General features: G+C 66.8%; 18 protein-coding genes. 12 read left to right on the forward strand and 6 right to left on the reverse strand.

Annotated features, from left to right (window positions below):
* Positions 1-10: 10 nt before the first annotated feature.
* Positions 11-988, forward strand: coding sequence for an MBL fold metallo-hydrolase (locus QMX79_RS03055; RefSeq protein ID WP_282244242.1), 978 nt, complete (start codon positions 11-13; stop codon positions 986-988).
* A gap of 33 nt (positions 989-1,021) precedes the next feature.
* Here QMX79_RS03055 and yihA read toward each other — a convergent pair whose 3' ends face one another.
* Positions 1,022-1,645 carry a ribosome biogenesis GTP-binding protein YihA/YsxC gene (gene yihA / locus QMX79_RS03060; RefSeq protein ID WP_282244244.1) on the reverse strand — a complete coding sequence of 208 codons (624 nt, stop codon included), beginning with the start codon at positions 1,643-1,645 and terminating at the stop codon, positions 1,022-1,024.
* A 155-nt stretch (positions 1,646-1,800) separates the two neighbouring features.
* Here yihA and QMX79_RS03065 point away from each other — a divergent pair, with 155 nt between their 5' ends.
* From QMX79_RS03065 to betA, 7 genes are all read left to right on the forward strand, one after another.
* Positions 1,801-2,601: a c-type cytochrome gene (locus QMX79_RS03065; RefSeq protein WP_282244246.1), complete on the forward strand. Its 801-nt coding sequence runs from the start codon at positions 1,801-1,803 to the stop codon at positions 2,599-2,601.
* Between the two features lie 108 nt (positions 2,602-2,709).
* Complete coding sequence (locus tag QMX79_RS03070; RefSeq protein WP_282244248.1) at positions 2,710-3,357, forward strand: thiol:disulfide interchange protein DsbA/DsbL; 648 nt, start codon at positions 2,710-2,712, stop codon at positions 3,355-3,357.
* Between the two features lie 107 nt (positions 3,358-3,464).
* Positions 3,465-4,295: a thiol:disulfide interchange protein DsbA/DsbL gene (locus tag QMX79_RS03075; protein WP_282244250.1), complete on the forward strand. Its 831-nt coding sequence runs from the start codon at positions 3,465-3,467 to the stop codon at positions 4,293-4,295.
* Positions 4,296-4,348: 53 nt separating this feature from the next.
* Positions 4,349-5,086 carry an endonuclease/exonuclease/phosphatase family protein gene (locus QMX79_RS03080; protein WP_282244314.1) on the forward strand — a complete coding sequence of 246 codons (738 nt, stop codon included), beginning with the start codon at positions 4,349-4,351 and terminating at the stop codon, positions 5,084-5,086.
* Between the two features lie 80 nt (positions 5,087-5,166).
* On the forward strand, positions 5,167-7,146 hold the full coding sequence (gene betT, locus QMX79_RS03085; RefSeq protein WP_282244252.1) for a choline BCCT transporter BetT: 1,980 nt from the start codon (positions 5,167-5,169) through the stop codon (positions 7,144-7,146).
* A gap of 37 nt (positions 7,147-7,183) precedes the next feature.
* Entirely contained in the window at positions 7,184-8,656 is a 1,473-nt protein-coding gene (gene betB / locus QMX79_RS03090) for a betaine-aldehyde dehydrogenase (RefSeq protein WP_282244254.1), read from the forward strand.
* Between the two features lie 2 nt (positions 8,657-8,658).
* Positions 8,659-10,329: a choline dehydrogenase gene (betA, locus tag QMX79_RS03095; RefSeq protein ID WP_282244256.1), complete on the forward strand. Its 1,671-nt coding sequence runs from the start codon at positions 8,659-8,661 to the stop codon at positions 10,327-10,329.
* Between the two features lie 6 nt (positions 10,330-10,335).
* Here the strand turns inward: betA and QMX79_RS03100 are convergent, their stop codons facing one another.
* Both QMX79_RS03100 and QMX79_RS03105 read right to left on the reverse strand, forming a co-directional pair.
* Positions 10,336-11,214: an EamA family transporter gene (locus QMX79_RS03100; protein ID WP_282244258.1), complete on the reverse strand. Its 879-nt coding sequence runs from the start codon at positions 11,212-11,214 to the stop codon at positions 10,336-10,338.
* A 48-nt stretch (positions 11,215-11,262) separates the two neighbouring features.
* Complete coding sequence (locus tag QMX79_RS03105) at positions 11,263-11,742, reverse strand: VOC family protein (protein WP_282244260.1); 480 nt, start codon at positions 11,740-11,742, stop codon at positions 11,263-11,265.
* Positions 11,743-12,019: 277 nt separating this feature from the next.
* Between QMX79_RS03105 and fhuE the strand changes: the two genes are divergently transcribed.
* Positions 12,020-14,161, forward strand: coding sequence for a ferric-rhodotorulic acid/ferric-coprogen receptor FhuE (fhuE, locus tag QMX79_RS03110; RefSeq protein WP_282244262.1), 2,142 nt, complete (start codon positions 12,020-12,022; stop codon positions 14,159-14,161).
* A 207-nt stretch (positions 14,162-14,368) separates the two neighbouring features.
* Complete coding sequence (locus QMX79_RS03115) at positions 14,369-15,874, forward strand: arylsulfatase (protein ID WP_282244265.1); 1,506 nt, start codon at positions 14,369-14,371, stop codon at positions 15,872-15,874.
* A 50-nt stretch (positions 15,875-15,924) separates the two neighbouring features.
* Here QMX79_RS03115 and QMX79_RS03120 read toward each other — a convergent pair whose 3' ends face one another.
* The 3 genes from QMX79_RS03120 to QMX79_RS03130 all read right to left on the reverse strand — a co-directional run bounded on the left by QMX79_RS03120 (position 15,925) and on the right by QMX79_RS03130 (position 20,108).
* A complete protein-coding gene (locus QMX79_RS03120) occupies positions 15,925-18,795 on the reverse strand; it encodes a TonB-dependent receptor (protein ID WP_282244267.1) in 2,871 nt (956 codons plus the stop codon).
* Positions 18,796-18,998: 203 nt separating this feature from the next.
* Positions 18,999-19,604: a hypothetical protein gene (locus tag QMX79_RS03125; protein ID WP_282244269.1), complete on the reverse strand. Its 606-nt coding sequence runs from the start codon at positions 19,602-19,604 to the stop codon at positions 18,999-19,001.
* A 96-nt stretch (positions 19,605-19,700) separates the two neighbouring features.
* On the reverse strand, positions 19,701-20,108 hold the full coding sequence (locus QMX79_RS03130; protein ID WP_282244271.1) for a biopolymer transporter ExbD: 408 nt from the start codon (positions 20,106-20,108) through the stop codon (positions 19,701-19,703).
* Between the two features lie 203 nt (positions 20,109-20,311).
* Here QMX79_RS03130 and QMX79_RS03135 point away from each other — a divergent pair, with 203 nt between their 5' ends.
* Both QMX79_RS03135 and QMX79_RS03140 read left to right on the forward strand, forming a co-directional pair.
* A complete protein-coding gene (locus QMX79_RS03135; RefSeq protein WP_282244273.1) occupies positions 20,312-22,291 on the forward strand; it encodes a transglycosylase SLT domain-containing protein in 1,980 nt (659 codons plus the stop codon).
* Between the two features lie 45 nt (positions 22,292-22,336).
* The gene (locus tag QMX79_RS03140) at positions 22,337-23,560 is read left to right on the forward strand and encodes a multifunctional CCA addition/repair protein (RefSeq protein ID WP_282244276.1); all 1,224 of its coding nucleotides are present in this window, start codon (positions 22,337-22,339) and stop codon (positions 23,558-23,560) included.
* The last annotated feature ends 2 nt before the right edge of the window (positions 23,561-23,562 follow it).

A 23,562-nucleotide genomic window follows, 5' to 3' on the forward strand; every position in this document is an offset into this window, starting at 1 on the left:
GGAAACGACCATGTCCTTCCCCCGTGTGCGTGTACTTGCCACCGCCCTGCTGCTGGCCACGGTTGCCGCACCTGCGTTCGCCACCACCACCCACCACCCGCGTGAGCAGGTGCCCGGCGTCTACCACCAACGGATCGGCGAACTGGAAGTCACCGCGCTGTTCGATGGCACCGTTGCGCTGGGCCGCTCGGAACTGGTCGGCATCGCGCCTGGCGCGGTGACCCGCCTGCTCGACCACCGCTACGTCCCCGAAGACGGCAAAGGCCTGCAGACCGCGGTAAACGCCTACCTGATCCAGCGCGGCAACCACCTCACCCTGGTCGACACCGGCACCGCCGGCTGCTTCGGGCCGGGGCTGGGCCAGGTGCTGGGCAACCTGCGCAAGGCCGGCTACGACCCGGCCGACGTGGATGATGTCCTGCTCACCCACGCCCACCCCGACCACCTGTGCGGCCTGCTCGATGCACAGGACAAGGTCGCGTATCCGAATGCCACCGTGTGGCTGTCCGACGCCGATGCGGCCTATTGGCTGGACCCGGCCAGCGAAGCCGGCGCGCCGCAGGGCGTGCGTTTTGCCTTCGCGTTGGCGCGCAAGGCCGTGGCGCCCTACGTGGCCAGCGGCAAGCTGCACCGTTTCAGCCCCGGCCAGGCGCTGCCCAACGGCGTCACCGCGCTGGACAGCCACGGGCATACCCCGGGCCATGTGTCCTGGAAGATCGAGGGCGGTGAGGGGCAGGCAGTCCTGGTGTGGGGCGACATCGTGCACTTCCACGCCGTGCAGTTCGCCCAGCCACAGGCCGCATTCGAAGCCGACAGCGACCGCACGGCGGCCATTGCCAGCCGCCGCGCGATGATGGCGCAGGCGGCGGATGGAGGCTGGTGGGTCGCCGGTGCCCACCTGCCGTTCCCGGGGTTGGGCCATGTCCGCCGGGAAAGCAGCGCGTTCGCGTGGGTCCCGGGCGAATTCGCGCCGTTGCCGGCGCGGTAGCACCCGACCGTTGGTCGGGTGGCGGGTGACGCCTTACGGCGCCTCGGGCGCCGGCTTGTTCAGGCCCAGCCAGCCGCCGATGATCCCGCGTGCCTCGTCCACGCCCTGGCGGGCCGGGCCGGAGAAGGTCTGCACGCTGACGGTGTCGCCGAATGCGGACTGCAGCTCCTTGCGCACCTTCTGCAGGGCAATGCCCTGCTGGCCACGGCCGAGCTTGTCGGCCTTGGTCAGCAGCGCGTGCGCCGGCAGCCCGCGCCGGACCGCATAGGCCAGCATCTGCCGGTCGTAGTCCTTGAGCGGGTGGCGGATGTCCATCACCACCACCAGCCCGCGCAGTGCCTCGCGGGTGCGGAAGTACTGGTCGATGAAGGCCTGCCAGTGCGCCTGCAGGTCCAGCGGCACCTTGGCGTAGCCGTAACCGGGCAGATCGACCAGCTTGGCGTCCGGGGTGACTTCGAAGAACACCAGCTGCTGGGTGCGGCCGGGGGTCTTGGAGACCCGGGCCAGGCTGTTCTGGCGGGTCAGGGCGTTGAGGGCACTGGATTTGCCGGCGTTGGAGCGGCCGGCAAAGGCCACTTCGGCCCCCACGTCGTCCGGCAATTGCCGGGTATTGTGGGCCGAGAGAAGGTAATGGGCGCGTTCGAGGAGCAATGACATGGGCATAGGATCGCATGTCCGGGCCCCACGCGTGCTGCCGGTCACGGGTTTTGCCGCACTGCCGCGTTGACCCCGGCGTGAAACGGCATGGATAATCGGGCGATCCCCGCGTGTGCAGCCTGCACACGCCAGGCCGGTCCACACGGAGCTTCCGCATGCGCCATGCTCGCGTTCTTGCCGTTTCCGCTGTCGCTGTATCGTTGCTCGCCGCTGTTGCCTATGCCCAGACCGCAGTGACCCCGCTGCCGGACAACACGCCGGTGAGGACGGCGTCGCTCGAAGTCGATTTCAGCAAGACCACCTGGGGCGATGCCAAGGCGGGCCAGACCAAGGCTGCCGCGTGTGCGGCCTGCCACTCGGCCGATGGCAACGCCACGGTGGAGATGTACCCCAGCATCGCCGGCCAGAGCGAGCGCTACGTCGCCCAGCAGATGGCCCTGATCGCCAACGGCCAGCGCACCTCCGGGGCCTCGGCGGCGATGGTGCCGTTCGTACAGGACCTCAGCCCGCAGGACATGCGCGACATCGGTGCGTATTTCGCAACGCAGAAGGCCAGCGCCGGGCTTGCCGACGACAGCCTGGTGGCCGAAGGTCCCTACAAGGACAAGAAGTTCTACGAAATCGGCCAGCAGCTCTACCGCGGCGGCGATGCCTCGCGCGGCATTCCGGCGTGCATGGCCTGCCACGGCCCCACCGGTGCCGGCAACCCGGGCCCGGCCTACCCCCATGTGGGGGGCCAGCACGCCTCGTACGTGGCGCGACGGCTGCAGGAGTACCAGGCCGGGGTGACCCAGCAGACCGACAAGGCGCACTTCCAGATCATGGCGACCATCGCCAAGTCGCTGACCGAACAGGAAATCCAGGCACTGGGCAGCTACCTGCAGGGCCTGCACAACCGCGCCGATGACGTGGCCGCCGCCGCGCCGCGCTCGGCCGTGGGCGGTGCACGCCAATGACGGCGGGCCGGGACCGATGACAGATGCGCCCCGCCCAGGCGGCGGGTTATGTTCACTGCCACGCCGGCACTGGGCCGGCGTTGTTTTTTCCGATGGAGATGGATGTAGATGACGTTGATGCCCCGCCTGATGCTGTTGCTGCTGGCCCTGAGCCCCCTGTCCGTACTGGCCGCGCCCGCCCCCGCCGCACTGGTGGAAGGCAAGGATTACGAAGTGATCCAGGCCCCCGGCCCGCTCGCGCCGCTGGCCGGCAGGATCGAAGTGGCGGAAGTGTTCGGCTACACCTGCCCGCACTGCGCCCACTTCGAGCCGCTCCTGCAGGCCTGGCAGAAGAAGCTGCCCAAGGACGTGCGCTTCACGCCGGTGCCGGCCGTGTTCGGCGGCTACTGGGATTCCTATGCCCGCGCCTACTACGCCGCCGACCAGCTGGGCGTGGCCAAGCGCAGCCATGCGGCGATGTTCGACGCGCTGCATGAAAAGGGCTCGCTGCCGCTGTCCAACGTATCGCCCCAGGAGCTGGCCGGCTTCTACAAGGACTACGGCGTGACCGAACAGCAGTTCACCACCGCGCTGAAGAGCGATGAAGTGGAGGCCAAGCTCAAGGTGGCAAAATCCTTCGCCCAGCGCACCAAGGTGCAGGGCACCCCGTCGCTGATCGTCAACGGCAAGTACCTGGTCAAGGGCACCTCCTTCGAGGAGATGCTGCGCAATGCCGATGCGCTGATCGCGCGCGAACGCGCCGCGAAGGCTCGCTGAACCGTCACGTACCCTGCACGCGGCGCCCCGGCGGCCGCGTGTCATCATTCCCCCCCTGGCCGGCGCCCGACGCGCCGGCCCCAACATGCTCTGCTGGAGACGCTTCGATGAAGACCCGTTTCGCCCTCATGCTCATGGCCCTGCTGCCGATCCTGGCCGCCTGCAAGGCCCAGGACGGTACCGCCAACACCGCCACGTCGACCGAACCGGCTGCGCCGACCAGCACCCCCGCCACTGAAACCGCCCCGGCCCCGACCGAGGCCGCACCGGCCGCCAGTGGCGAAACCGCCGCCGCCGAGACCGCCGCCGCCGAAGCCACCACCCCGGCCCCGGCCCCCGCGTCCTCACAGCCGACCGGTCCGGCCCCGGTGGAAGGCACCGACTACGTGGTCATCGCCGACGGCAAGCCGTTCCAGCCGGCCACCGGCAAGATCGAAGTGGCCGAAGTCTTCGGCTTCGTCTGCCCGGCCTGCGCCGCGTTCCAGCCGCTGATCGGGCCGTGGAAGGCCGGCCTGCCGAGCGATGTGAACTTCGTGTACGTGCCGGCCATGTTCGGCGGCACCTGGGATGACTACGCCAAGGCGTTCTACGCCGCGCAGGCGCTGGGCCTGGAAGACAAGACCCACGAAGCGCTGTACAAGGCCATCCACGTCGACCAGGCCCTGAAGGGCGAGCGCGGCCGTGATTCGGTGCAGGAGATCGCCGCCTTCTACGCCAAGCACGGTGCCGATCCCAAGCAGTTCGAAGCCACCATGTCGAGCTTCGCGGTGAGCGCCAAGACCAGTGCCGCCAAGCAGTTCGCCCAGCGCAGCCAGATCACCGGCACGCCGTCGGTGATCGTCAACGGCAAGTACCTGGTCAAGGGCAAGAGCTTCCCGGACATGCTGCGCATCGCCGATCACCTGATCGCCCGCGAACGCGCCGCCAAGGGCAACTGAGCCATCAAGAGCAAGCGACCGTCGTGACTTCCCCCAACACGCGGACCCTGCGCCTGCTGACGGCCAACATCCAGGCCGGCTCCAGCACCCGCCGCTACAGCGACTATGTGACCCGCAGCTGGTCACATGCGCTGCCGGCGGGGCGCAAGCGGACCAGCCTGGACGCCATCGCACAGCTGGCCCGCGGTCACGACATCGTCGGCCTGCAGGAGGCCGACCCCGGCAGCCTGCGCTCGGGTTTCACCAACCAGACCCACTACCTGGCCGAGCGCGCCGGCTTCAATTACTGGAGCCACCAACCCAACCGCCGCATGGGCGGGGTGGCCTCCAGTGCCAACGGCCTGTTGAGCCGGCTGGAACCGGTGGAAGTCCAGGACCATGCCCTGCCCGGCCGCATCGGCGGGCGCGGCGTGCTGCTGGCCAAGTTCGGCGATGGCAACGAGGGCCTTGCGGTGGCCGTGGCCCACCTGTCGCTGGGCACCAACTCGCGCATGTCGCAGCTGGCCTTCATCGCCGACCTGTTGTCCGAGCATTCCAACGCGGTGCTGATGGGCGATTTCAACTGCCTGGCCGAACGCCCGGAAATGCAGGTGCTGTACCAGAAGACCAACCTGCAGCCGCCCGGCTGCGCGGTGCCCACCTTCCCGAGCTGGCGCCCGGACCGGGCCATCGACCACATCCTGCTCAGCAACGGCCTGCAGCAACGCAGCGCCGAAGCGGTACCGGCGGCGTTTTCCGATCACCTGGCGCTGGCCATGGAGATCGATGTGCCCAGCCACGCCCTGCGCTGACCACGTAAACGGGATGTCCACAGCGCATATGCGCTAATGCGTGGGGTCTGCCGGCAACGGCACCGTGAGCCCCTTCGTCCATGAACATCGTGGAGACGCCTCCCAGCGAGGTGCGCACGCTTCGACCCGTCTTCCTGCTTGCCGCCACGATCGTGGCGGCATTCGCCATTCTGGTCACCGCGTTTCCCATTTCCTCCGGCGTGCTGCTGCTGGAAGCGCAGACCTGGGCGTCGCGCAACGTGGGCTGGTACTACCTGCTGGCAATGACCGTGTACCTGGTGTTCGTGGTCGGCGTGGCGCTGTCCGGCTACGGCCAGGTGAAACTGGGCGCGGACCATGACGAGCCGGAGTTCAGCTACCTCTCCTGGGCCGGCATGCTGTTCGCGGCCGGGATCAGCATCACGCTGTTCTTCTTCTGCGTGTCCGAACCGCTCACCCATTACCTGCAGCCGCCGCAGGGCGGCGTGGGCGGCGGCGAAGCCGGTGCCCGCCAGGCCATGCAGCTGCTGTTCCTGCACTGGGGCCTGCATGGCTGGGGCGTGTTCGCGCTGGCGGCGATGGCGCTGGCCTACTTCGCCTATCGCCATAACCTGCCACTGGCGCTGCGTTCGGCGCTGTACCCGCTGATCGGCAAGCGCATCAACGGCCCGATCGGCTACACCGTGGATGCACTGGGCATCGTGGCCACCGTGTTCGGCATCGGCGCGGACATGGGCTTTGGCGTGCTGCACCTCAATGCCGGCCTGAACGTGCTGCTGCCGATCCCGCACGCCCCGTGGGTGCAGGTGGCGCTGATCGCGCTGATGATGGGCGCGGCGATCATCGTGGCGGTGTCCGGCGTGGAAAAGGGCGTGCGCTGGATGTCGGACATCAACATGCTGCTGGCCATCGCGCTGCTGCTGTTCATGCTGTTCGCCGGGCCCACCCAATACCTGCTCAGCACTTTCATGCAAAACCTGGGCGATTACCTGGGCAACGTGGTGGGCAAGAGTTTCGATGTGTATGCCTACGGCGGCCGCGCCGACTGGCTGGGCAACTGGACGGTGTTCTACTGGGCCTGGTGGATCGGCTGGGCGCCGTTCGTGGGGCTGTTCATCGCGCGCATTTCGCGCGGCCGCACCATCCGCGAGTTCGTGTTCGGCGTACTGCTGATCCCGCTGGGCTTCACCCTGGCGTGGCTGTCCATCTTCGGCAACAGCGCCTTGGACCAGGTACTGCACCACGGCCAGGAGCACCTGGCGCAGTTGGCCGTGGATAACCCGCCGACCGTGCTGTACGCGCTGCTGGAGAGCTACCCGTGGAGCCGCGCGGTGATCACCGTGACGGTGATGGTCAGCTTCATTTTCTTCGTCACCTCGGCCGACTCGGGCACCGTGGTGCTGTCCACCCTGTCCTCGCACGGCGGCCTGCCGGAAGAAGATGGCCCGCGCTGGCTGCGCGTGTTCTGGGGGGTGATGACCGCACTGGTCACCGCCGGACTGCTGCTGGCGGGCAGCATGGATGCACTCAAATCGGCGGTGGTGCTCGCCTCGTTGCCGTTCTCGGTGGTGCTGCTGCTGATGCTGTGGGGACTGACCCGCGCACTGGGCGAGGAATCGCAACGCAAGAAGGCCTCGCAGTACTCGCCGATCCCGCTGATCGGCCAGTCGCGCCACCAGCGTGGCTGGCGCCAGCGCATCACCCAGGCCGTGCATTTCCCGGTGCGCGACGAGGTGTACCGCTTCATGGATACCGACGTGCGCCCGGCCATCGAAGCGGTGGCCACCCAGCTGCGCGAGCAGGGCCTGGACGTCACCACCCGGTTCGAACCGGGGCAGATGGAACTGGAAGTCAACCATGGCGAACAGCAGGTGTTCCGCTACCAGGTGGTGATGCGCGGTTACCTTACCCCCTCGTTCGCCGCGCAGCGCTTCCGCAACCAGCGCTACTACCGCGCCGAAGTGCACCTCTATGAAGGTGGACAGGATTACGAGCTGGTCGGCTACAGCCGCCAGCAGATCATCAACGACATCATCGACCAGTACGAGCGCCACCTGCAGTTCCTGCATCTGACCCGTTGAACCCGCTGGTCTCCCGACGCAAACAGGAGTCATCGACATGCCCACCCTCCCCGACCAGCTGCTGTACATCGGCGGCCGCTACGTGGCCTCGCAGGGCAACCGCACCTTCGAGGTGGTCAACCCGGCCAACGGCGAGGTGCTGGCCAACGTGCACAGCGCCAACAGCGACGACCTGGACGCCGCGGTGGAAAGTGCCCATGCCGGCCAGAAGGCCTGGGCGGCGCTCACCACCGTGGAGCGCTCGCGCATCCTGCTGCGCGCGGTGGCGCTGCTGCGCGAACGCAACGACGACTTGGCCGAACTGGAAAGCCTCAACACCGGCAAGCCGCTGAGCGAAACCCGCAGCGTGGACATCGTCACCGGTGCCGACGTGCTGGAGTACTACGCCGGGGTGATGCACGGGCTGGAAGGCAGCCAGGTGCCGCTGCGCGAAGGCAGCTTCTTCTACACGCGGCAGGAACCGCTGGGGGTGGTCGGCGCGATCGGTGCCTGGAACTACCCGATCCAGATCGCCCTGTGGAAGGCGGCCCCCGCGCTCGCCGCGGGCAACGCGATGATCTTCAAGCCCAGCGAAGTGACCCCGCTGACCGCGCTGAAGCTGGCCGAAATCTTCACCGAAGCCGGCCTGCCCGACGGCGTGTTCAACGTGCTGCCCGGCGATGGCGCCGGCGTGGGCTCGGCGCTGACCGAACACCCGGGCATCGAAAAGATCTCCTTCACCGGCGGCACCGCCACCGGGCGCAAGGTGATGGCCAGTGCGTCCAGTTCCACGCTCAAGGAGGTGACGATGGAGCTGGGCGGCAAGTCGCCGCTGATCATCTGCGCCGATGCGGATATCGCGCTTGCCGCCGACGTGGCGATGATGGCCAACTTCTACAGCTCCGGCCAGGTCTGCACCAACGGCACCCGCGTGTTCGTGCCGCGTGCATTGCTGGCGGATGTCGAGCAGGCGCTGCGCGAGCGCGTGGCCCGTATCCGCATTGGTGATCCGCTGGCCGAAGACACCAACTTCGGCCCGCTGGTCAGTGCCGCGCACATGCGCCGCGTGCTGGCGCACATCGAAAGCGGCAAGGCCGATGGCGCCCGTGTGGTGTGTGGGGGCGAGCGCCTCACCGACGGCGCGCTGGGCAAGGGCTGCTATGTCGCACCGACCATCTTCAGCGACTGCCGCGACGACATGGCCATCGTGCGCGAAGAGATCTTCGGGCCGGTGCTCAGCCTGTTGTCCTATGAGGATGAGGACGAAGCCATCCAGCGCGCCAATGCCACCGAGTACGGTCTCGCGGCCGGCGTGGTGACCGCAGATCTCAGCCGCGCGCACCGGCTGATCCACCGTCTCGAGGCGGGCATCTGCTGGGTCAACTGCTGGGGCGAGTCGCCGGCCACGATGCCGGTGGGCGGCTACAAGCAGTCCGGCGTGGGCCGCGAGAACGGCCTGGCCACGCTGCGTGCCTACACCCGCACCAAATCCGTCCAGATCGAACTGGACCGCTACGCATCGGTGTTCTGACCATGAAGCGCGAATACGACTACATCATCATCGGCGCCGGTTCGGCCGGCAACACCCTGGCCGCGCGCCTCACCGAAGACGCGGGCGTGAGCGTACTGCTGCTCGAAGCCGGCGGCCCGGACTACCGGCTGGATTTCCGCACGCAGATGCCGGCCGCGCTGGCCTACCCGCTGCAGGGCCGGCGCTACAACTGGGCCTATGAAACCGAGCCGGAGCCGCACATGGACAACCGGCGCATGGAATGCGGGCGCGGCAAGGGCCTGGGCGGCTCCTCGCTGATCAACGGCATGTGCTACATCCGCGGCAACGCGCTGGATTTCGACCAGTGGGCCACCTTCGATGGGCTGGAGGACTGGAGCTACCTGGACGTGCTGCCCTACTTCCGCAAGGCGGAGACGCGCGACATCGGGCCCAATGATTACCACGGCGGCGACGGCCCGGTCAGCGTGGCCACCCCGAAGAACGACAACAACGTGCTGTTCCACGCCATGGTCGAGGCCGGCGTGCAGGCCGGCTACCCGCGCACCGACGACCTCAACGGGTACCAGCAGGAAGGCTTCGGCCCGATGGACCGCACGGTGACGCCGCGCGGGCGCCGCTCCAGCACCGCGCGCGGCTACCTGGACATGGCCAAGGGCCGGCCCGGGCTGGAGATCGTCACCCATGCCACCACCGACCGCATCCTGTTCGACGGCAAGCGCGCGGTAGGCGTGCGCTACCTGGCCGGCGGCAGCGCCGACCCGATCGACGCGCAGGCGCGGCGCGAGGTACTGCTGTGCGCCGGTGCGATTGCCTCACCACAGATCCTGCAGCGCTCCGGCGTGGGCGCGCCGGCCTTGCTGGCGTCGCTGGGCGTGCCGCTGGTGCACGACCTGCCCGGCGTGGGCGAGAACCTGCAGGATCATCTGGAGGTGTACATGCAGTACGCCTGCACCAAGCCGGTGTCGCTGTACCCGGCACTGCAGTGGTGGAACCAGCCGGGGATCGGCGCGGAGTGGCTGTTCAGCGGTACCGGGATCGGCGCCAGCAACCAGTTCGAGGCCGGCGGCTTCATCCGCACCCGTGACGATTTCGCCTGGCCCAACATCCAGTACCACTTCCTGCCGGTGGCGATCAATTACAACGGCACCAACGCGGTAAAGGAACACGGGTTCCAGGCGCACGTGGGCTCGATGCGCACCCCCAGCCGTGGCCGCGTGCACGCGCGCTCGCTGGACCCGCACCAGCATCCCTCGATCCTGTTCAATTACCAGGCCACCGACCAGGACTGGCAGGAGTTCCGCGATGCGATCCGGATCACCCGCGAGATCATCGCCCAGCCCGCGCTGGACGAATACCGCGGCCGCGAGATCAGCCCGAGTGCGGACTGCAGGACCGATGCCGAGCTGGATGCCTTCGTGCGCGCCCGTGCCGAAACCGCCTACCACCCGTCGTGTTCGTGCGCGATGGGTACCGATGCGATGAGCGTGGTGGACGGCCAGGGCCGCGTGCATGGCATGCAGGGCCTGCGCGTGGTGGATGCCTCGATCATGCCGCGCATCATCACCGGCAACCTCAACGCGACCACGATCATGATTGCCGAGAAGATCGCCGACCGCATCCGCGGCCGCGAACCGTTGCCGCGCAGCACGGCCACGTACTACGTGGCCGGCGATGCGCCGGTGCGGCGCTGACGGGGCTTACCCCGTCGGTTCGGCGAACACCGGCTCGCGTCGTTTGGCGGTCACCGTGCTGCCAATGGACGCCACCACCGTGCAGCCGATCGCCGCCCATTGCAGCGGCGTCAGGTGTTCGGCCAGCAGGCCCATCGCCAGCAGTGCGGCCACCGCCGGTTCCATGCTGATCAGGATGCCGAAGGTTTCCTTCGGCAGGCGCTTCAACGCCGCCATTTCCAGCGACATCGGAATGGCGCTGGAGACCACCGCCACACCCAACCCGAACAGCAGGATCTTCGGGTCCAGCAGCGCCATGCCGGCGTGCGCCACGCCCACCGGCACCACCACCAGCGCCGCCGCGCACAGGCCCAGCGATACCGTGTGCCCTGCATGCAGGTGGCCGGCGCGTTTGCCGAAGATGATGTACAGCGCCCAGCACACCGCCGCGCCCAGTGCATACAGCACGCCGCCCAGATCGAGCGGTTCGCCATGCCCCAGTGGCAGCAGCAACAGCAGGCCGGTGGCGGCGCAGCCGACCCAGACGAAATCGATCGGCCGGCGCGACGACCACATCGCCACCGCCAGCGGCCCGCAGAATTCGATGGCCACCGCGATGCCGAACGGGATCGTGCGCAGCGCCATGTAGAACAGCAGGTTCATCACCCCCAGGGTGATGCCGTAGCGGAAGATCGCGCCCGCATCGGCCCGCGTGGTGGTCCAGCGCCACGGCCGGAACACCGCCAGCAGCACCAAGGCGGAGAAGCCCACGCGCAGCGCGCTGGTGCCCTGCGCGCCGATCACCGGGAACAGTTGTTTGGCGAACGAGGTGCCCACGGCCAGGGCGGTGACCGAGCCGAGCACGGCCAGGACGGGGAACAATGTGGAGAGGCGCGACGAAGTCATCGCGCGAGGATACGCCCAGGCACCCGTTGTGAGATACCTGGCGTGTCGTTACCCGCGCACTGCCGCCTCGATCTTCGCCACATCGATCTTCTTCATGGTCATCATCGCTTCGAAGGCGCGCTTGGCCACGGCCGGGTCGCTGCTGTTGAACGCCTCGGTCAGCACCCGCGGCGTGATCTGCCACGACAGGCCCCACTTGTCTTTGCACCAGCCGCAATCGCTTTCCTGCCCACCGTTGCCGACGATGGCATTCCAGAGGCGGTCGGTTTCGGCCTGGTCGTCGGTGGCGATCTGGAACGAAAACGCCTCGCTGTGCTTGAACGCCGGCCCGCCGTTCAAGCCGATGCAGGGAATGCCGACTACGGTGAACTCCACGGTCAGCACATCGCCCTTCTTGCCGGACGGAAAGTCGGACGGCGCGCGATGCACGGCCTGCACCGAGCTGTCCGGGAAGGTGGCGGCATAGAAGGCGGCCGCTTCCTCGGCGGTGCCGTCGTACCAGAGACAAAGCGTGTTCTTGGCAATCATTGGACGTTCCTGGAAGCGGGCCGCAGCCCGGGTGCGCCCACCGTAGGCGCGGCCACGTTAAAGGCGGGTGGGTCGAGGGTTGAAACCGGTAGACATTGCGGATGGGACTGATTCGCATTACCATGCTGCGGTCCCGTTTGCGCCAGGGAGGCGCACGGCGATCAGTTGCCAAAGCCCGTGCCGCTGCACCGCACCCGCCCGCCTACTGCCCCCCACCGTCCGCAGCGCCCGGCATCCGAGGATCGCCGCCTGGTGCGCCGCCGCCCAGGAAACGCTGATGCTCCGTACCGCCGCTGTGCTGTCCCGCCCCCTGTCCCACGGCCGCCTGCCGCAGGCGCTGTTGATCGCCCTGGCCACGCTTGCCGCTGCCCCGGCCTTCGCGCAGGACGCCACCCCCGATGCCACCACGCTGGACAAGATCGTGGTCAAGGGCGAGCGCGCGGAAGTCTATTCGGTCCGCCGCACCTCCGCCGGCACCCGCTTCGACCTGGCCCCGCGCGAGATCCCGCAGTCGATCAGCATCATCAGCCACCAGCGCATCGAGGACCAGAACCTTGATGACATCATCGACGTGCTGGCCAACACCACCGGCGTCACCAGCACTCAGTCCGACAGCGAGCGCACCGAGTTCTACGCGCGCGGTTTCTACATTGACAATTACCAGTTCGACGGCCTGCCCACCACGATGGTGCAGAACTGGAGCTATGGTGACTCCGGCCTGGACCTGGCCCTGTACGACCGTGTCGAAGTGGTGCGTGGTGCCACCGGCCTGCTCACGGGCGCGGGCAACCCGTCGGCGTCGGTCAACCTGATCCGCAAGCACGCCGACAGCGCCGAACTGACCGGCAGCGTGTCGGTCAACGTCGGCAGCTGGGGCCGCACCCGCAGCACCGTGGACGTGACCACCCCGCTGAATGCCAGTGGTTCGGTACGTGCACGCGTGATCGGCAGCTACCTCGACACTGATGCGCAGATGGACCGCTACAACCAGCGCAAGACCCTGGGTTACGCGGTCATTGATGCCGACCTGACCCCGGATACGCAGCTGAGCGTCGGCTACGACTACCAGCAGAAGCGTGCTACCGGCGTAACCTGGGGCGGGTTCCCGATGTTCTATTCCGACGGCAGCCGTACCAGCTACGATGAATCCTTCAATCCGGCCACGAACTGGACCTATTGGGACACGACCACCAAGCGCGCCTTCGCAACGCTGGAGCACGGCTTCGCCAATGGCTGGAAGTTCAAGATCGGCGCCTCGCATGACAAGACCGACTCGGACGACAAGCTGTTCTACCCTTACTTCACGATCTATGGGTTCGACAAAACTACGGGGGCAGGTGTGGTGCCCTACTCGGGCTACTACCAGACCGAGCGCAATGTCGATGCGGTGGATGGCTACGTGGATGGTCCGTTCCAGCTGTTCGGCCGCGAGCACCAGTTCATGGCTGGCCTGAGCTACAACCAGCGTGACTTCGTCAACAACGGCGCGTTCGATTTCCCTGGCCCAATGCCGAGCTACCTGGGCTGGACAGGTGATTTCCCAGAGCCAGCGTGGGCGCCGATGCAAGAGTTCAGTCGCGGAACCATCACCCAGAAGGCCGGTTACGCCGCTACACGCCTGTCGCTTGCCGATCCGCTGAAGCTGATTATTGGCGCGCGTTACACCGACTGGAAGAGCGAAGACGAAGGTGCCGATCGAGCGCACAAGGTCACTACCCCTTACGCCGGCATGGTCTTCGACATCAACGACACCTGGTCCACCTACGCCAGTTATACCGAGATCTTCCAGCCGCAGACTGCGCGTGATCGCAACGACCGCTTTCTTGATCCGGTGGATGGCAAGAGCTACGAAGTGGGCGTGAAAGGCGCCTGGTTTGAAGACCGATTGAATGCGTCGCTTTCGGTGTTCCGCATTGAGCAGGACAACGTAGCCCAGATCACGAACGAACCGATCATCGGTCGGCCAGGCGAGTTTGCGTACGAGGCAGCACGCGGCACGGTCAGCCGTGGCTTCGAGTTCGAACTCAATGGCGAGCTGGCGCCGGGCTGGAATGCCACTTTGGGTGCGTCGCGCTACGTGGCCAAAGAGGCGGACGGTAGCGATATCAATACGCAGTTGCCGCAGACCTCGATCAAGGCATACACCAGTTATACCCCGCAGACATTGGCCGACCTGACCTTCGGTGGTGGTGTGAACTGGCAGAATCGCATCTACGCGACCGACGCGGTGTACGGCCGCTTCGAGCAGGACGCCTACGCTCTGGTCAGCGCCTTCGTCCGCTACCGCCTCGCGCCGCAGTTCAGCGTGCAGGTCAATCTGAACAATCTGCTGGACAAGACCTACTACTCGCAGATTTACGGCTACGGTGCCTACGGCGACGGCCGCAACGGCTCGATCACCTTCACCTGGTCGTTCTGACGGCCTGCAGGAAAACATAGTGCCAGGCCCTGCCTGGCAAACGCAGAAAGCCGGGCGCCCCCCGGCTTTCTGCGTTTCCGCACACCGCCCCATTCACCCTCGCCCGCCCTCCAGTAGTCTTACCGACGCCTGCGCAGCAGAACTTCGGATGCCCCCCTGCCCCTGCGGACCTACCCTTCAGGTCAAACCCCGGGCAGAGCGCGTGACATGACCACCAGCACACCGAACATCCTGTTCGTGATGGCCGATGACATCGGCTGGTTCAACATCAGCTGCAACAACAACGGCATCATGGGCTACCGCACGCCCAACATCGACCGCATCGCGCGCGAGGGTGCCAACTTCACCGACTTCTACGGCCAGCAGAGCTGCACCGCCGGCCGCGCCGCCTTCATCACCGGCCAGTCGCCGATCCGCACCGGCCTGACCAAGGTCGGCATGCCCGGCGCCACCCTGGGCCTGAGCTTCGAAGATCCCTCCATCGGGCAGTTCCTCAAGCACTTCGGCTATGCCACCGGCCAGTTCGGCAAGAACCACCTGGGCGATCGCAACGAACACCTGCCCACCGTGCACGGCATGGACGAATTCTTCGGCAACCTGTATCACCTCAATGCCGAAGAGGAACCCGAATACCCCAACTACCCCAAGGACCCGGCGTTCCGCAAACGCTTCGGGCCGCGCGGCGTGCTCAAGTGCAAGGCCACCGACACCGCCGACGACACCAACGACCCCCAGTTCGGCATCGTGGGCGCGCAGGCCATCGAGAACACCGGGCCGCTCACCCGCAAGCGCATGGAGACGGTGGACGAGGAATTCCTGGCATCCGCACTGGACTTCATCGAGCGCAAGACCGAAGCCGGGCAGCCGTGGTTCTGCTACTTCAATCCAACCCGCATGCATGTCTTCACCCACCTCAAGCCCGAGTCCGAAGGCAAGACCGGCCTCGGCGTGTATCCCGACGGCATGGTCGAGCTGGACGGCTATGTCGGCCAGCTGCTGGACCGCCTGGACCAGCTGAAGGTCACCGAAAACACCATCGTGGTGTTCACCACCGACAACGGCGCCGAGGTCTGCACCTGGCCCGATGGCGGCGCCACTCCGTTCCGCGGCGAGAAGGACACCAACTGGGAAGGCGGCTGGCGCGTGCCCTGCGTGATGCGCTGGCCGGGGGTGATCGAGCCGGGCCGCGTGATCAACGACATCGCCTCGCTGCAGGACTTCATTCCCACCTTCGCCGCCGCCAACGGCGAGCCGGAGCTGGTGGACAAGGTCAAGCAGGGCTACGAGATGGGCGGCAAGACCTACAAGGTGCACCTGGACGGCGTGAACCTGCTGCCGTACCTGTCGGGCAAGACCGACAAGGCCCCACGCGAGGCGTTCATCTACTGGAGCGACGATGGCGACTGCATGGCCGTGCGGCTGGGGCGCTGGAAGGTGGTGTTTTCCGAACAGCGCGCCAGCGGGCTGGATAGCTGGCGTGAGCCGCTGGCGCAGATGCGCATTCCCAAGTTCTTCGACCTGCGCGCCGATCCCTTCGAACGCGGTGAAGAGAGCTTCAAGTACAACGACTGGTTCCTGGAGCAGAACTTCCTGCTCTACATCGCGCCGCCCGCGCTGGCCAAGTGGATGGAGAGCTTCAAGACCTTCCCGCCACGCGCGCGTGCCGCCAGCTTCAGCATCGACAAGGTGATGGAATCGATGATGCCGCGTTGAACGAACGAGGGCACCGCAAGGTGCCCTCGTTCAACCCCGTTACGCCGACATCAGAACCGCAGGTCCGCGCGCAGGTACCAGTAACGCCCCTTCGGGATGTCGTAGGTGGACGCGTCATACCCGTTCAACGAGCACGACAGGCAGATCGGCGGATCCTTGTCGAACGCGTTGTTCAAGCCGGCGCTGAGCTGCAGGCCCTTCATCCAGTCGAACTTGTAGCCCACCTGGAAGTCGTTGTAGGTGGTTGCCGCCAGTTCGTTGGTACCGGCCGCCTGGTCGCTGCACACCGGGAACGCGGCGGCATCGCCGCACTGTTCGGTGAGCTTGGAGATGTGGCGCACGGTCCACGAGGCATTCCAGGCGCCCATGTTCCAGCTCAGCGACGCGTTGCTGGTCCATTCCGGAATCGAGCTGTCGGTGACTTCCACGCCCGGCTCCTGCGGCTGGCGCTGGCCTGCCGCACCCACCGCCTCGTAACGGCCGACGAAGGTGTTCTGCCAACCGATCTTGAACTGGCCGAGATCGGTCTGCGGCAACGTCCAGAACAGGTCCACGTCCCAGCCGTCGGTCTTGATCGAGCCCAGGTTGGTGAGGCGGTTGTTGAAGCCGCTGACCGCACCGGTGGAGGCACGGGTGATGCCATCGCAGTAGATGGAATCCAGCGTATCCACGCACAGGTCGAGCTGGGTCTGCGCATTGATCGCCTGGATGGCGCCTTCGATGTTGTGGCGGTAGAAGGTCACTTCCACGTCGAAGCGTTCGGACCACGAGGCGTTGTTGCCGAACCACGGGCTCCATACGAAGCCGGCACTGAAGCTGCGCGAGGTTTCCGGATCCAGCTGGTCATTGCCGCCGGTGGTGACCGAGATCTGCGAGTTGGCCTGCTGGAAACCGGTTGGCACGCCCAGCGCCGCGCAGTTGGCCGCACTGCCACGCGGCGGCGTACCGCCCAGGCCCACCGAGCACGGATCGAACAGCTGCAGATCGGCACGCGCCGCCGAACCGTACAGTTCACCGATGGACGGTGCGCGGAAGCCTTCGGCATAGCTGGTGCGCAGCACGAAGTCGTCGGTCACCTGCCAGCGCAGGCCGTACTTGGGCGTGAACTCGCCGCCGAAGGTGGAGTAATCCGAGTACCGCCCGGCCAGGCTCAGGTCCAGCTTTTCACCGAGTGCGCTCTTCGCGAAGATCGGCACCGCCAGTTCGAGGTACACCTCGTTGACGTCGTACGAACCGGAGGTCGGCAGCGATGGCACGCCATTGTAGTGGCCACGCACCGTGATCGGATCGGGCTGGTATTCGCCTTCGTACTTGCGGTACTCGTAACCGGTGGCGAACGACAGCGGCCCGGCCGGCAGCGTGAACAGGTCACTGCTCAGGTTGGCGGTGAACAGGGTGAGCTCGTTCTGGCTCTGGTCGTGCACCACCGGCTGGATCCAGTCCAGCATCGGACGGGTGATGGTGCCGGGGCCGCCGAAGATATTCAGCGGCACGCAGCCCGGGGTGGCCGCGCAGATGGCCGGGTCACCCAACGCGATGTTGGCGTTGTAGATGTTGTAGCTGCCGTAGTTGGTCTGTTCGGCCTTGTTCTTGCTGTACATGCCGTTGACGTCCCACGACCAGCTGCGGTCGGCGGCCTGGAACAGGCCCACCAGCCCGGTGGCGAAGTACGTGGTGTTCACTTCCTGCTCGAAGATGCGCGGCCCGCCTTCCACCGGCCGGCGGCCGATCATGCTCAGGTTGCTGGACGAATCCAGGTCGAAGCCGAACGGGTTGTACGGGTTGAGCGCGGAGATGACGATGTTGTCGGCCAGCGGGTTGCCGGTGGCGCCATCGGGACCGAAGAACAGCGGCTCGGGGCCGGCCTGGTTGGTCGATTCGCGGCGGTTGGCCAGCGCCTTGATATACCACTGCACGTTGTCGGTGATGTCGAAGCGGAACTGGCCGAAGATGCCCTTGCGCTCGGACGGGGTCAGCAGCAGGTTGTACTCGGCGAAGTTGAAGCGGTCCGCCGTGGTGAAGCAGTGGTAATCGTCCGTGCGGTCGCAACCGCCCACGCCGTTGAAGGTGGGGCTGGTGGCGCCGTTGTTGGGCGTGATGTTGTAGGCAATGCCGGTGTTCGGGTCGGTGAACATGAAGCGGCCGGTCGGGGTGGCCGAGCTGCCGAACGACAGGCCGGTGCCGGGAACCGGGTAGCGCGACTGTTCGCGGGTGTTGGCATATACCGCGTCCTGCTTGGTCCAGCTGGCGCCCAGGAACAGGCTGTAGCGGTCGCCACTGGTGCCCCAGGCGAGGTCCACGCCCTTCTGGGTGCCATCGCCCTTGCTGTACTCACCGTAGTTCACGGTGACCTGGCCGCCGTCGAATTCACGGCGGGTAATGATGTTGACCACGCCGGCAATCGCGTCCGAGCCGTACAGCGACGAAGCGCCGTCTTCGAGCACTTCAATGCGCTCGACGATCGCCAGCGGAATGGTGTTGAGGTCGGTGGCCGCGCCCACGCCCGAGGCGGAGGACTCGTTGACCCAGCGGATGCCATCCACCAGCACCAGCACGCGCTTGGCGCCCAGGTGGCGAAGGTCGACCTGGGCCGAACCAGCGCCCACGCCGCTGCCATCGGGCGGGAAGCCGAAGTTGCCCGACGAGTTGAACTTGGCGTTGAGCGCCGAACCGGAACCGGTCAGCTGCTGCAGCACCTCGCCGATGGAATTCAGGCCGGTGCGTTCGATCTCGCTGCGGGTGAGGGTCTGAATCGGCACCTGGCCTTCGACCTCTGCCCGCTTGATGCGGGTACCGGTGACTTCCACCCGGTCCAGTTCGGTGGTGGTGCGGGGAGCATCCTGCGCGGTGGCAAGGGTGGGGACGGACAGCAGGCACAGCGCTACGGCAGCCGCCAAGGGGCGGTAATGCAGGTTGTTCATTCGCTCTCTCTCCAAAGGAATGGCTTGCTGGGACCGCCTCGCCTCCCCCTTGAAGCGCGGCAGCGTCTCCTTTGTAAACAACCTGTAAAGATGAAGGCGTGATGAAAGTGTGGATTTCACGCGGACGTTACGGATGCGGCACCCAGCGGCGTGTTTGAGCCGACAAACGGCTGCACGGGACCCGAATTCCGGACGAAAGCGCCCTATTCCGTATGGCAGCTCAAGGCGGTGCCCGACCACCGGCACTGCATGCGGGTGGCCGAAGGGGTGTCGTCCTGCACGGGGATGCCCTGCGCACGCGCGGCCCGGACCCACGTTTGGCGGCTGCGGACATTCTGGAACTGGTACCACCCCACCAGCGACACCGCACCGGCGCGCTGGGCAGCGCCCTGGTCCGGCAGCGGATTGCCGTGGGGGTCGCGGCTTTGACCCGTGAGATAGGCGGCCCGGCGATGGCTGTTGCCGTCCATGGTGTAGACCGTCCGGGAGCGGTCAGGCCAGACAAGTTCGACCCGCAGCGGGCCCATGCCCAACCTGTCGTACAGCTTCAGCCTGCGCTCGTGCAGGTTCATCGACAGCTCGTCGAGCCGTTGGTAACCGGTGGTGGCCCCGGCCAGGTGGCGGGCCAGCTGCGCGCCAAGGCGGGTCTGCAGCGCAGTGTCCTGCGCCACTGTCACCGCGCTGAGCTGGGGCAGGGTTCGCTCGTGGTCGGCAACGCGCACCCCAACGGAAACCGCCGCCAGTGCAGTCGCGGGTAGCAGCACGCACACCAGCACAACAACAACGAGCAAGCAGCCCTGCAACTTCATCGCAATGCCTCCGTGCCCCAACCGCGTTAATCCGTCAGTACGCCGCAGCGCAGTTCCACGCGCTCCGGCCCGCCGGTGGGCGGGCCGGACGTTCTGCTACGGGTTCACGAACGCGATCTTTTCCATGTGCGCGTTGTTGGCGGCTGCCAACACCTTGGCCATCACGTCGTACTCGGCGTTGGGGTCGGTGGCGATGCGCAGTTCGGGAACGTTGCCGGTGTTGGCCTGTGCGGCGTCCTGCATGCGCTGCTGCAGCGAGTTGACCGCAACCATCTGCCCGTTCCAGCTGACCTGGTTGCTGGCGTCCACGCGCAGTTCGATCGGCGGCGGCGGTGCGGTGGGCGGTACCACGGTAGTGGGTTGCGGCAGGTTGACCGGGATGGGCATGGACACCATCGGGGCGGTCACGATGAAGATGATCAACAGCACCAGCATTACATCCACCAACGGGGTGACGTTGATGTCGGCCAGTGGTCCGGAGTTGCCTGCCGCACTGAATGCCATGGTGAGGGTCCTTGTTGTTGGGTTCCTGCGGGCCGGCCAACGGCCGGCGCTACCGTTTCGTTTGAGTCTCCTGCAGCCGTTGGGGCTGGCGGCTCTGACATTACGCCCGTGCGTGGCGCCTGTTCAGGGGGGCGACGGGTGTCGTTCATCATTGAGTTGGCTTGCCCTCACCGGCTTTCACCCCCGCCCGCTATCCTTTCAGCATGAACCGACTCCCCCTCCTGATCCTCAGTTCCGCCACCCTGCTCGCCTGCACGGGCGTGGGCGCCGATGCCGGTGCCCAGAGCTTGGATGCCCAGCGCGCGCAGATGAAGGCGGCCATCGAGAATGCCGAGCGCGGCCAGTTCGATCCTGCCCAGTCAGCGGGCCTGACCCGGCACCCGTTGTATGGCTGGCTGGAGTTCGCCAACCTGCGCCGCAACATCGATACGGTCACCAGTGCCCGGGCCCAGGACTTCCTGAAGCGCTACAACGGGCAGGCCGTGGCCACCAGCTTCCGTAATGTGTGGCTGCCGTCCGTTGCCCGTCGCGAGGATTGGCCGACCCTGCTGGCCAACTGGGCACCGACCGAGAATGTCGGCCTGCGCTGCGCCCAGCTCAACGCCCGCCAGGCCACCGGCAAGGCCGATGCGCAGTGGGTCAGCGAGGCCCAGGCGATCTGGCGCAGCACCGGCAAGTCCCTGCCCGATGCCTGCGACCCCGTTTTTGCGGTGCTGGATGCCAAGGGCGGGCTGAGCGCGGAGCTGCGCTGGGAGCGCATCGATGCCGCTGCCGATGCGCAGCAGCCGGCGGTGATGCGCAGCGCCGCACGCGGGCTGCCGGCCGCCGATCTGGCGCTGGCCAACACCTATGCGGCGTTCGTGGACAAGCCCAATGCCAGCGCGCTGAACTGGCCGCGCAACGAACGCAGCCGGCGCATCGCTACCGATGGCCTGGCCAAGCTGGCCAAGGCCGACCCGGACGCGACCGAACAGCAGCTGCCGCAGTACGCCAACGCGCTGCAGCTGAGCGCCGCCCAGCAGGCGGACGTGAAGTACCAGATCGCGCTGTGGACGGTGGCGTCGTATGGGCCCGATTCCGCACGCCGGCTCAATGCCGTGCCGGATTCGGCGTATGACGAGCGCCTGCACGAATGGCGGGCGCGCGAGGCGATGTCGCGCGGCGATTGGCCGGCCACGCTGGCCGCGATCCGCAAGATGGGCCCGACCCAGCGCAATGACTCGCGCTGGCGCTATTTCGAGGCGCGCATGCTGGACAAGACCGGCAAGCGCAACGAAGCGCTGCCGCTGTACCGCGAAGCGGCGCGCGCGGCCACCTTCCATGGCTTCCTGGCCGCCGACCAGCTCGGCCAGAGCACCTACACGCTGTGCCCGGTGGAACCCAAGGACAGTGCGCAGGCACAGGCCACGGTGGCGCGTGACCCGGCGATCGTGCGCGCGATGGAGCTGTTCAAGATCGAACGTTCGGGCTGGGCCGTGGCCGAGTGGAACGATGCCTTGACCCGCTTCGACACCACCCAGCGCCGCATCGCGGTGGAGGTGGCGCGCGACAACGGCTGGTTCGACCGCGCGGTGTTCTCGCTGGGCAAGACCCCGGAAGAGCAGCGCCTGTACAGCCTGCGCTTCCCGCTGCACCACGATGATGCGATCCGCCGCGAATCGGCGCGCAACGCGATTGACCCGGCCTGGGTGGCCGCCGAGATCCGCGCCGAGAGCATCTTCAACCCGAAGGCGCGTTCCCCGGCCAATGCGATGGGGCTGATGCAGGTGCTGCCGGCCACCGGCGCGAGCGTGGCCAAGACCATCGGCCTGACCAACTACGGCGGTGCGGCCAGCCTGTATGACGCCGACACCAACATCGCCATCGGCACCGCCTACCTGCGCCAGCTGATGAACAAGTACGAAGGCCTGCCGTACGTGACCATCGCCGCCTACAACGCCGGGCCGACCCCGACCGCACGCTGGCAGTCGCAGCGGCCGGGCTTCGATCCGGACATCTGGATCGAGACCATCAGCTACAAGGAAACCCGCGAGTACGTGGCGCGGATCCTGGCCTTCAGCGTGATCTACGACTGGCGGTTGAACGGCGATGCGCTGCCGGTGACCGACCGCATGAACGGGCGGCTGCAGGCGAAGCGGAAGGCGTTCACCTGCCCGACCGATGCGGAGAAGGGCGGCGACTGAGGGCCTGCCCACGGCCGGCGTTGCCGGCCGTGGCATCATGGGCCCATGAAGATCTATCTCGTTGGCGGCGCCGTGCGCGACCGCCTGCTGCAGCGTCCTGCCGGCGACCGCGACTGGGTGGTGGTCGGTGCCACCCAGCCGGAAATGGAAGCGCTGGGTTACAAGGCGGTGGGCAAGGACTTTCCGGTGTTCCTGCACCCGCACACGGGCGAGGAATACGCGCTGGCGCGGACCGAGCGTAAATCCGGGCGCGGCTACCGGGGCTTCGTGGTCGATGCCGATCCATCGGTGACGCTGGAAGAAGACCTGCTGCGCCGCGATTTCACCATCAATGCGATTGCCTGCGATGAGGCCAGCGGTGAGCTGGTGGACCCTTACGGCGGCGTGCGCGACATTGAACAGCGGGTGCTGCGCCATGTGGGCCCCGCCTTCGTGGAAGATCCGCTGCGGGTGCTGCGTGCAGCGCGCTTCATGGCGCGCTTTGCACCGCTGGGCTTCAGCGTGGCACCGGAGACGATGCAGCTGATGCGGCAGATCGCAGACAGCGGCGAGCTGGATGCACTGGTACCCGAACGGGTCTGGCAGGAACTGCGCCGCGTGCTCGGATCGGCGCAACCGTCGGCCTTCCTGCGCACGCTGCACGATGCCGGTGCGCTGGGTGCGGTGTTGCCCGAACTGGAAGCGCTGTATGGCGTGCCGCAGCGCGCCGAGTACCACCCCGAAGTGGATACCGGCGTACACCAGGAAATGGTCAGCGATGTCGCCGCGCAGCTGGCGCCGGGCGATGACATGGTGGGGTTCGCCGCGCTTACCCACGACCTGGGCAAGGCGCTGACTCCGCACGCGGAATGGCCGCGCCATGTGATGCATGAGGAGCGCGGGCTGGAACCGCTGCGTGCGCTGTGTGATCGCCTGAAGGTTCCGCTGGATCACCGCCAGCTGGCCGAGGCGGTGTGCCGCGACCATCTCAACGTGCACCGCATTGATGAACTGCGCGATGGCACGGTGCTGGATCTGCTGGGCCGCTGCGATGGGTTCCGGCGGCCCGAACGGATCGCAAGGATCGCGGTGTGCTGCGAGGCCGACGCGCGTGGCCGTCTCGGCTTCGAGGATCGGCCGTACCCACAGGCCGAAACGCTCAAGCGACTGCACCAGGCGGCGTTGTCAGTGCAGGCCCGCGACCTGGATCTGGCCCACCTGAAAGGCCCTGCGGTAGGCGAAGCGCTGGCCCAGGCCCGCATCAAGGCCATTGCCGCCGCCCGTCGTTGATC

The organism is Stenotrophomonas sp. PS02300, assembly GCF_029959395.1.
GTDB lineage: Bacteria > Pseudomonadota > Gammaproteobacteria > Xanthomonadales > Xanthomonadaceae > Stenotrophomonas > Stenotrophomonas maltophilia_AD.

Excerpts from the sequence above, each read along its gene's own strand:
- QMX79_RS03055 (WP_282244242.1), top strand. The coding sequence starts at position 11 with ATGTCCTTCCCCCGTGTGCGTGTACTTGCCACCGCCCTGCTGCTGGCC.
- yihA (WP_282244244.1), bottom strand. The coding sequence starts at position 1,645 with ATGTCATTGCTCCTCGAACGCGCCCATTACCTTCTCTCGGCCCACAAT.
- QMX79_RS03065 (WP_282244246.1), top strand. The coding sequence starts at position 1,801 with ATGCGCCATGCTCGCGTTCTTGCCGTTTCCGCTGTCGCTGTATCGTTG.
- QMX79_RS03070 (WP_282244248.1), top strand. The coding sequence starts at position 2,710 with ATGACGTTGATGCCCCGCCTGATGCTGTTGCTGCTGGCCCTGAGCCCC.
- QMX79_RS03075 (WP_282244250.1), top strand. The coding sequence starts at position 3,465 with ATGAAGACCCGTTTCGCCCTCATGCTCATGGCCCTGCTGCCGATCCTG.
- betT (WP_282244252.1), top strand. The coding sequence starts at position 5,167 with ATGAACATCGTGGAGACGCCTCCCAGCGAGGTGCGCACGCTTCGACCC.
- betB (WP_282244254.1), top strand. The coding sequence starts at position 7,184 with ATGCCCACCCTCCCCGACCAGCTGCTGTACATCGGCGGCCGCTACGTG.
- betA (WP_282244256.1), top strand. The coding sequence starts at position 8,659 with ATGAAGCGCGAATACGACTACATCATCATCGGCGCCGGTTCGGCCGGC.
- QMX79_RS03100 (WP_282244258.1), bottom strand. The coding sequence starts at position 11,214 with ATGACTTCGTCGCGCCTCTCCACATTGTTCCCCGTCCTGGCCGTGCTC.
- QMX79_RS03105 (WP_282244260.1), bottom strand. The coding sequence starts at position 11,742 with ATGATTGCCAAGAACACGCTTTGTCTCTGGTACGACGGCACCGCCGAG.
- fhuE (WP_282244262.1), top strand. The coding sequence starts at position 12,020 with ATGCTCCGTACCGCCGCTGTGCTGTCCCGCCCCCTGTCCCACGGCCGC.
- QMX79_RS03115 (WP_282244265.1), top strand. The coding sequence starts at position 14,369 with ATGACCACCAGCACACCGAACATCCTGTTCGTGATGGCCGATGACATC.
- QMX79_RS03120 (WP_282244267.1), bottom strand. The coding sequence starts at position 18,795 with ATGAACAACCTGCATTACCGCCCCTTGGCGGCTGCCGTAGCGCTGTGC.
- QMX79_RS03125 (WP_282244269.1), bottom strand. The coding sequence starts at position 19,604 with ATGAAGTTGCAGGGCTGCTTGCTCGTTGTTGTTGTGCTGGTGTGCGTG.
- QMX79_RS03130 (WP_282244271.1), bottom strand. The coding sequence starts at position 20,108 with ATGGCATTCAGTGCGGCAGGCAACTCCGGACCACTGGCCGACATCAAC.
- QMX79_RS03135 (WP_282244273.1), top strand. The coding sequence starts at position 20,312 with ATGAACCGACTCCCCCTCCTGATCCTCAGTTCCGCCACCCTGCTCGCC.
- QMX79_RS03140 (WP_282244276.1), top strand. The coding sequence starts at position 22,337 with ATGAAGATCTATCTCGTTGGCGGCGCCGTGCGCGACCGCCTGCTGCAG.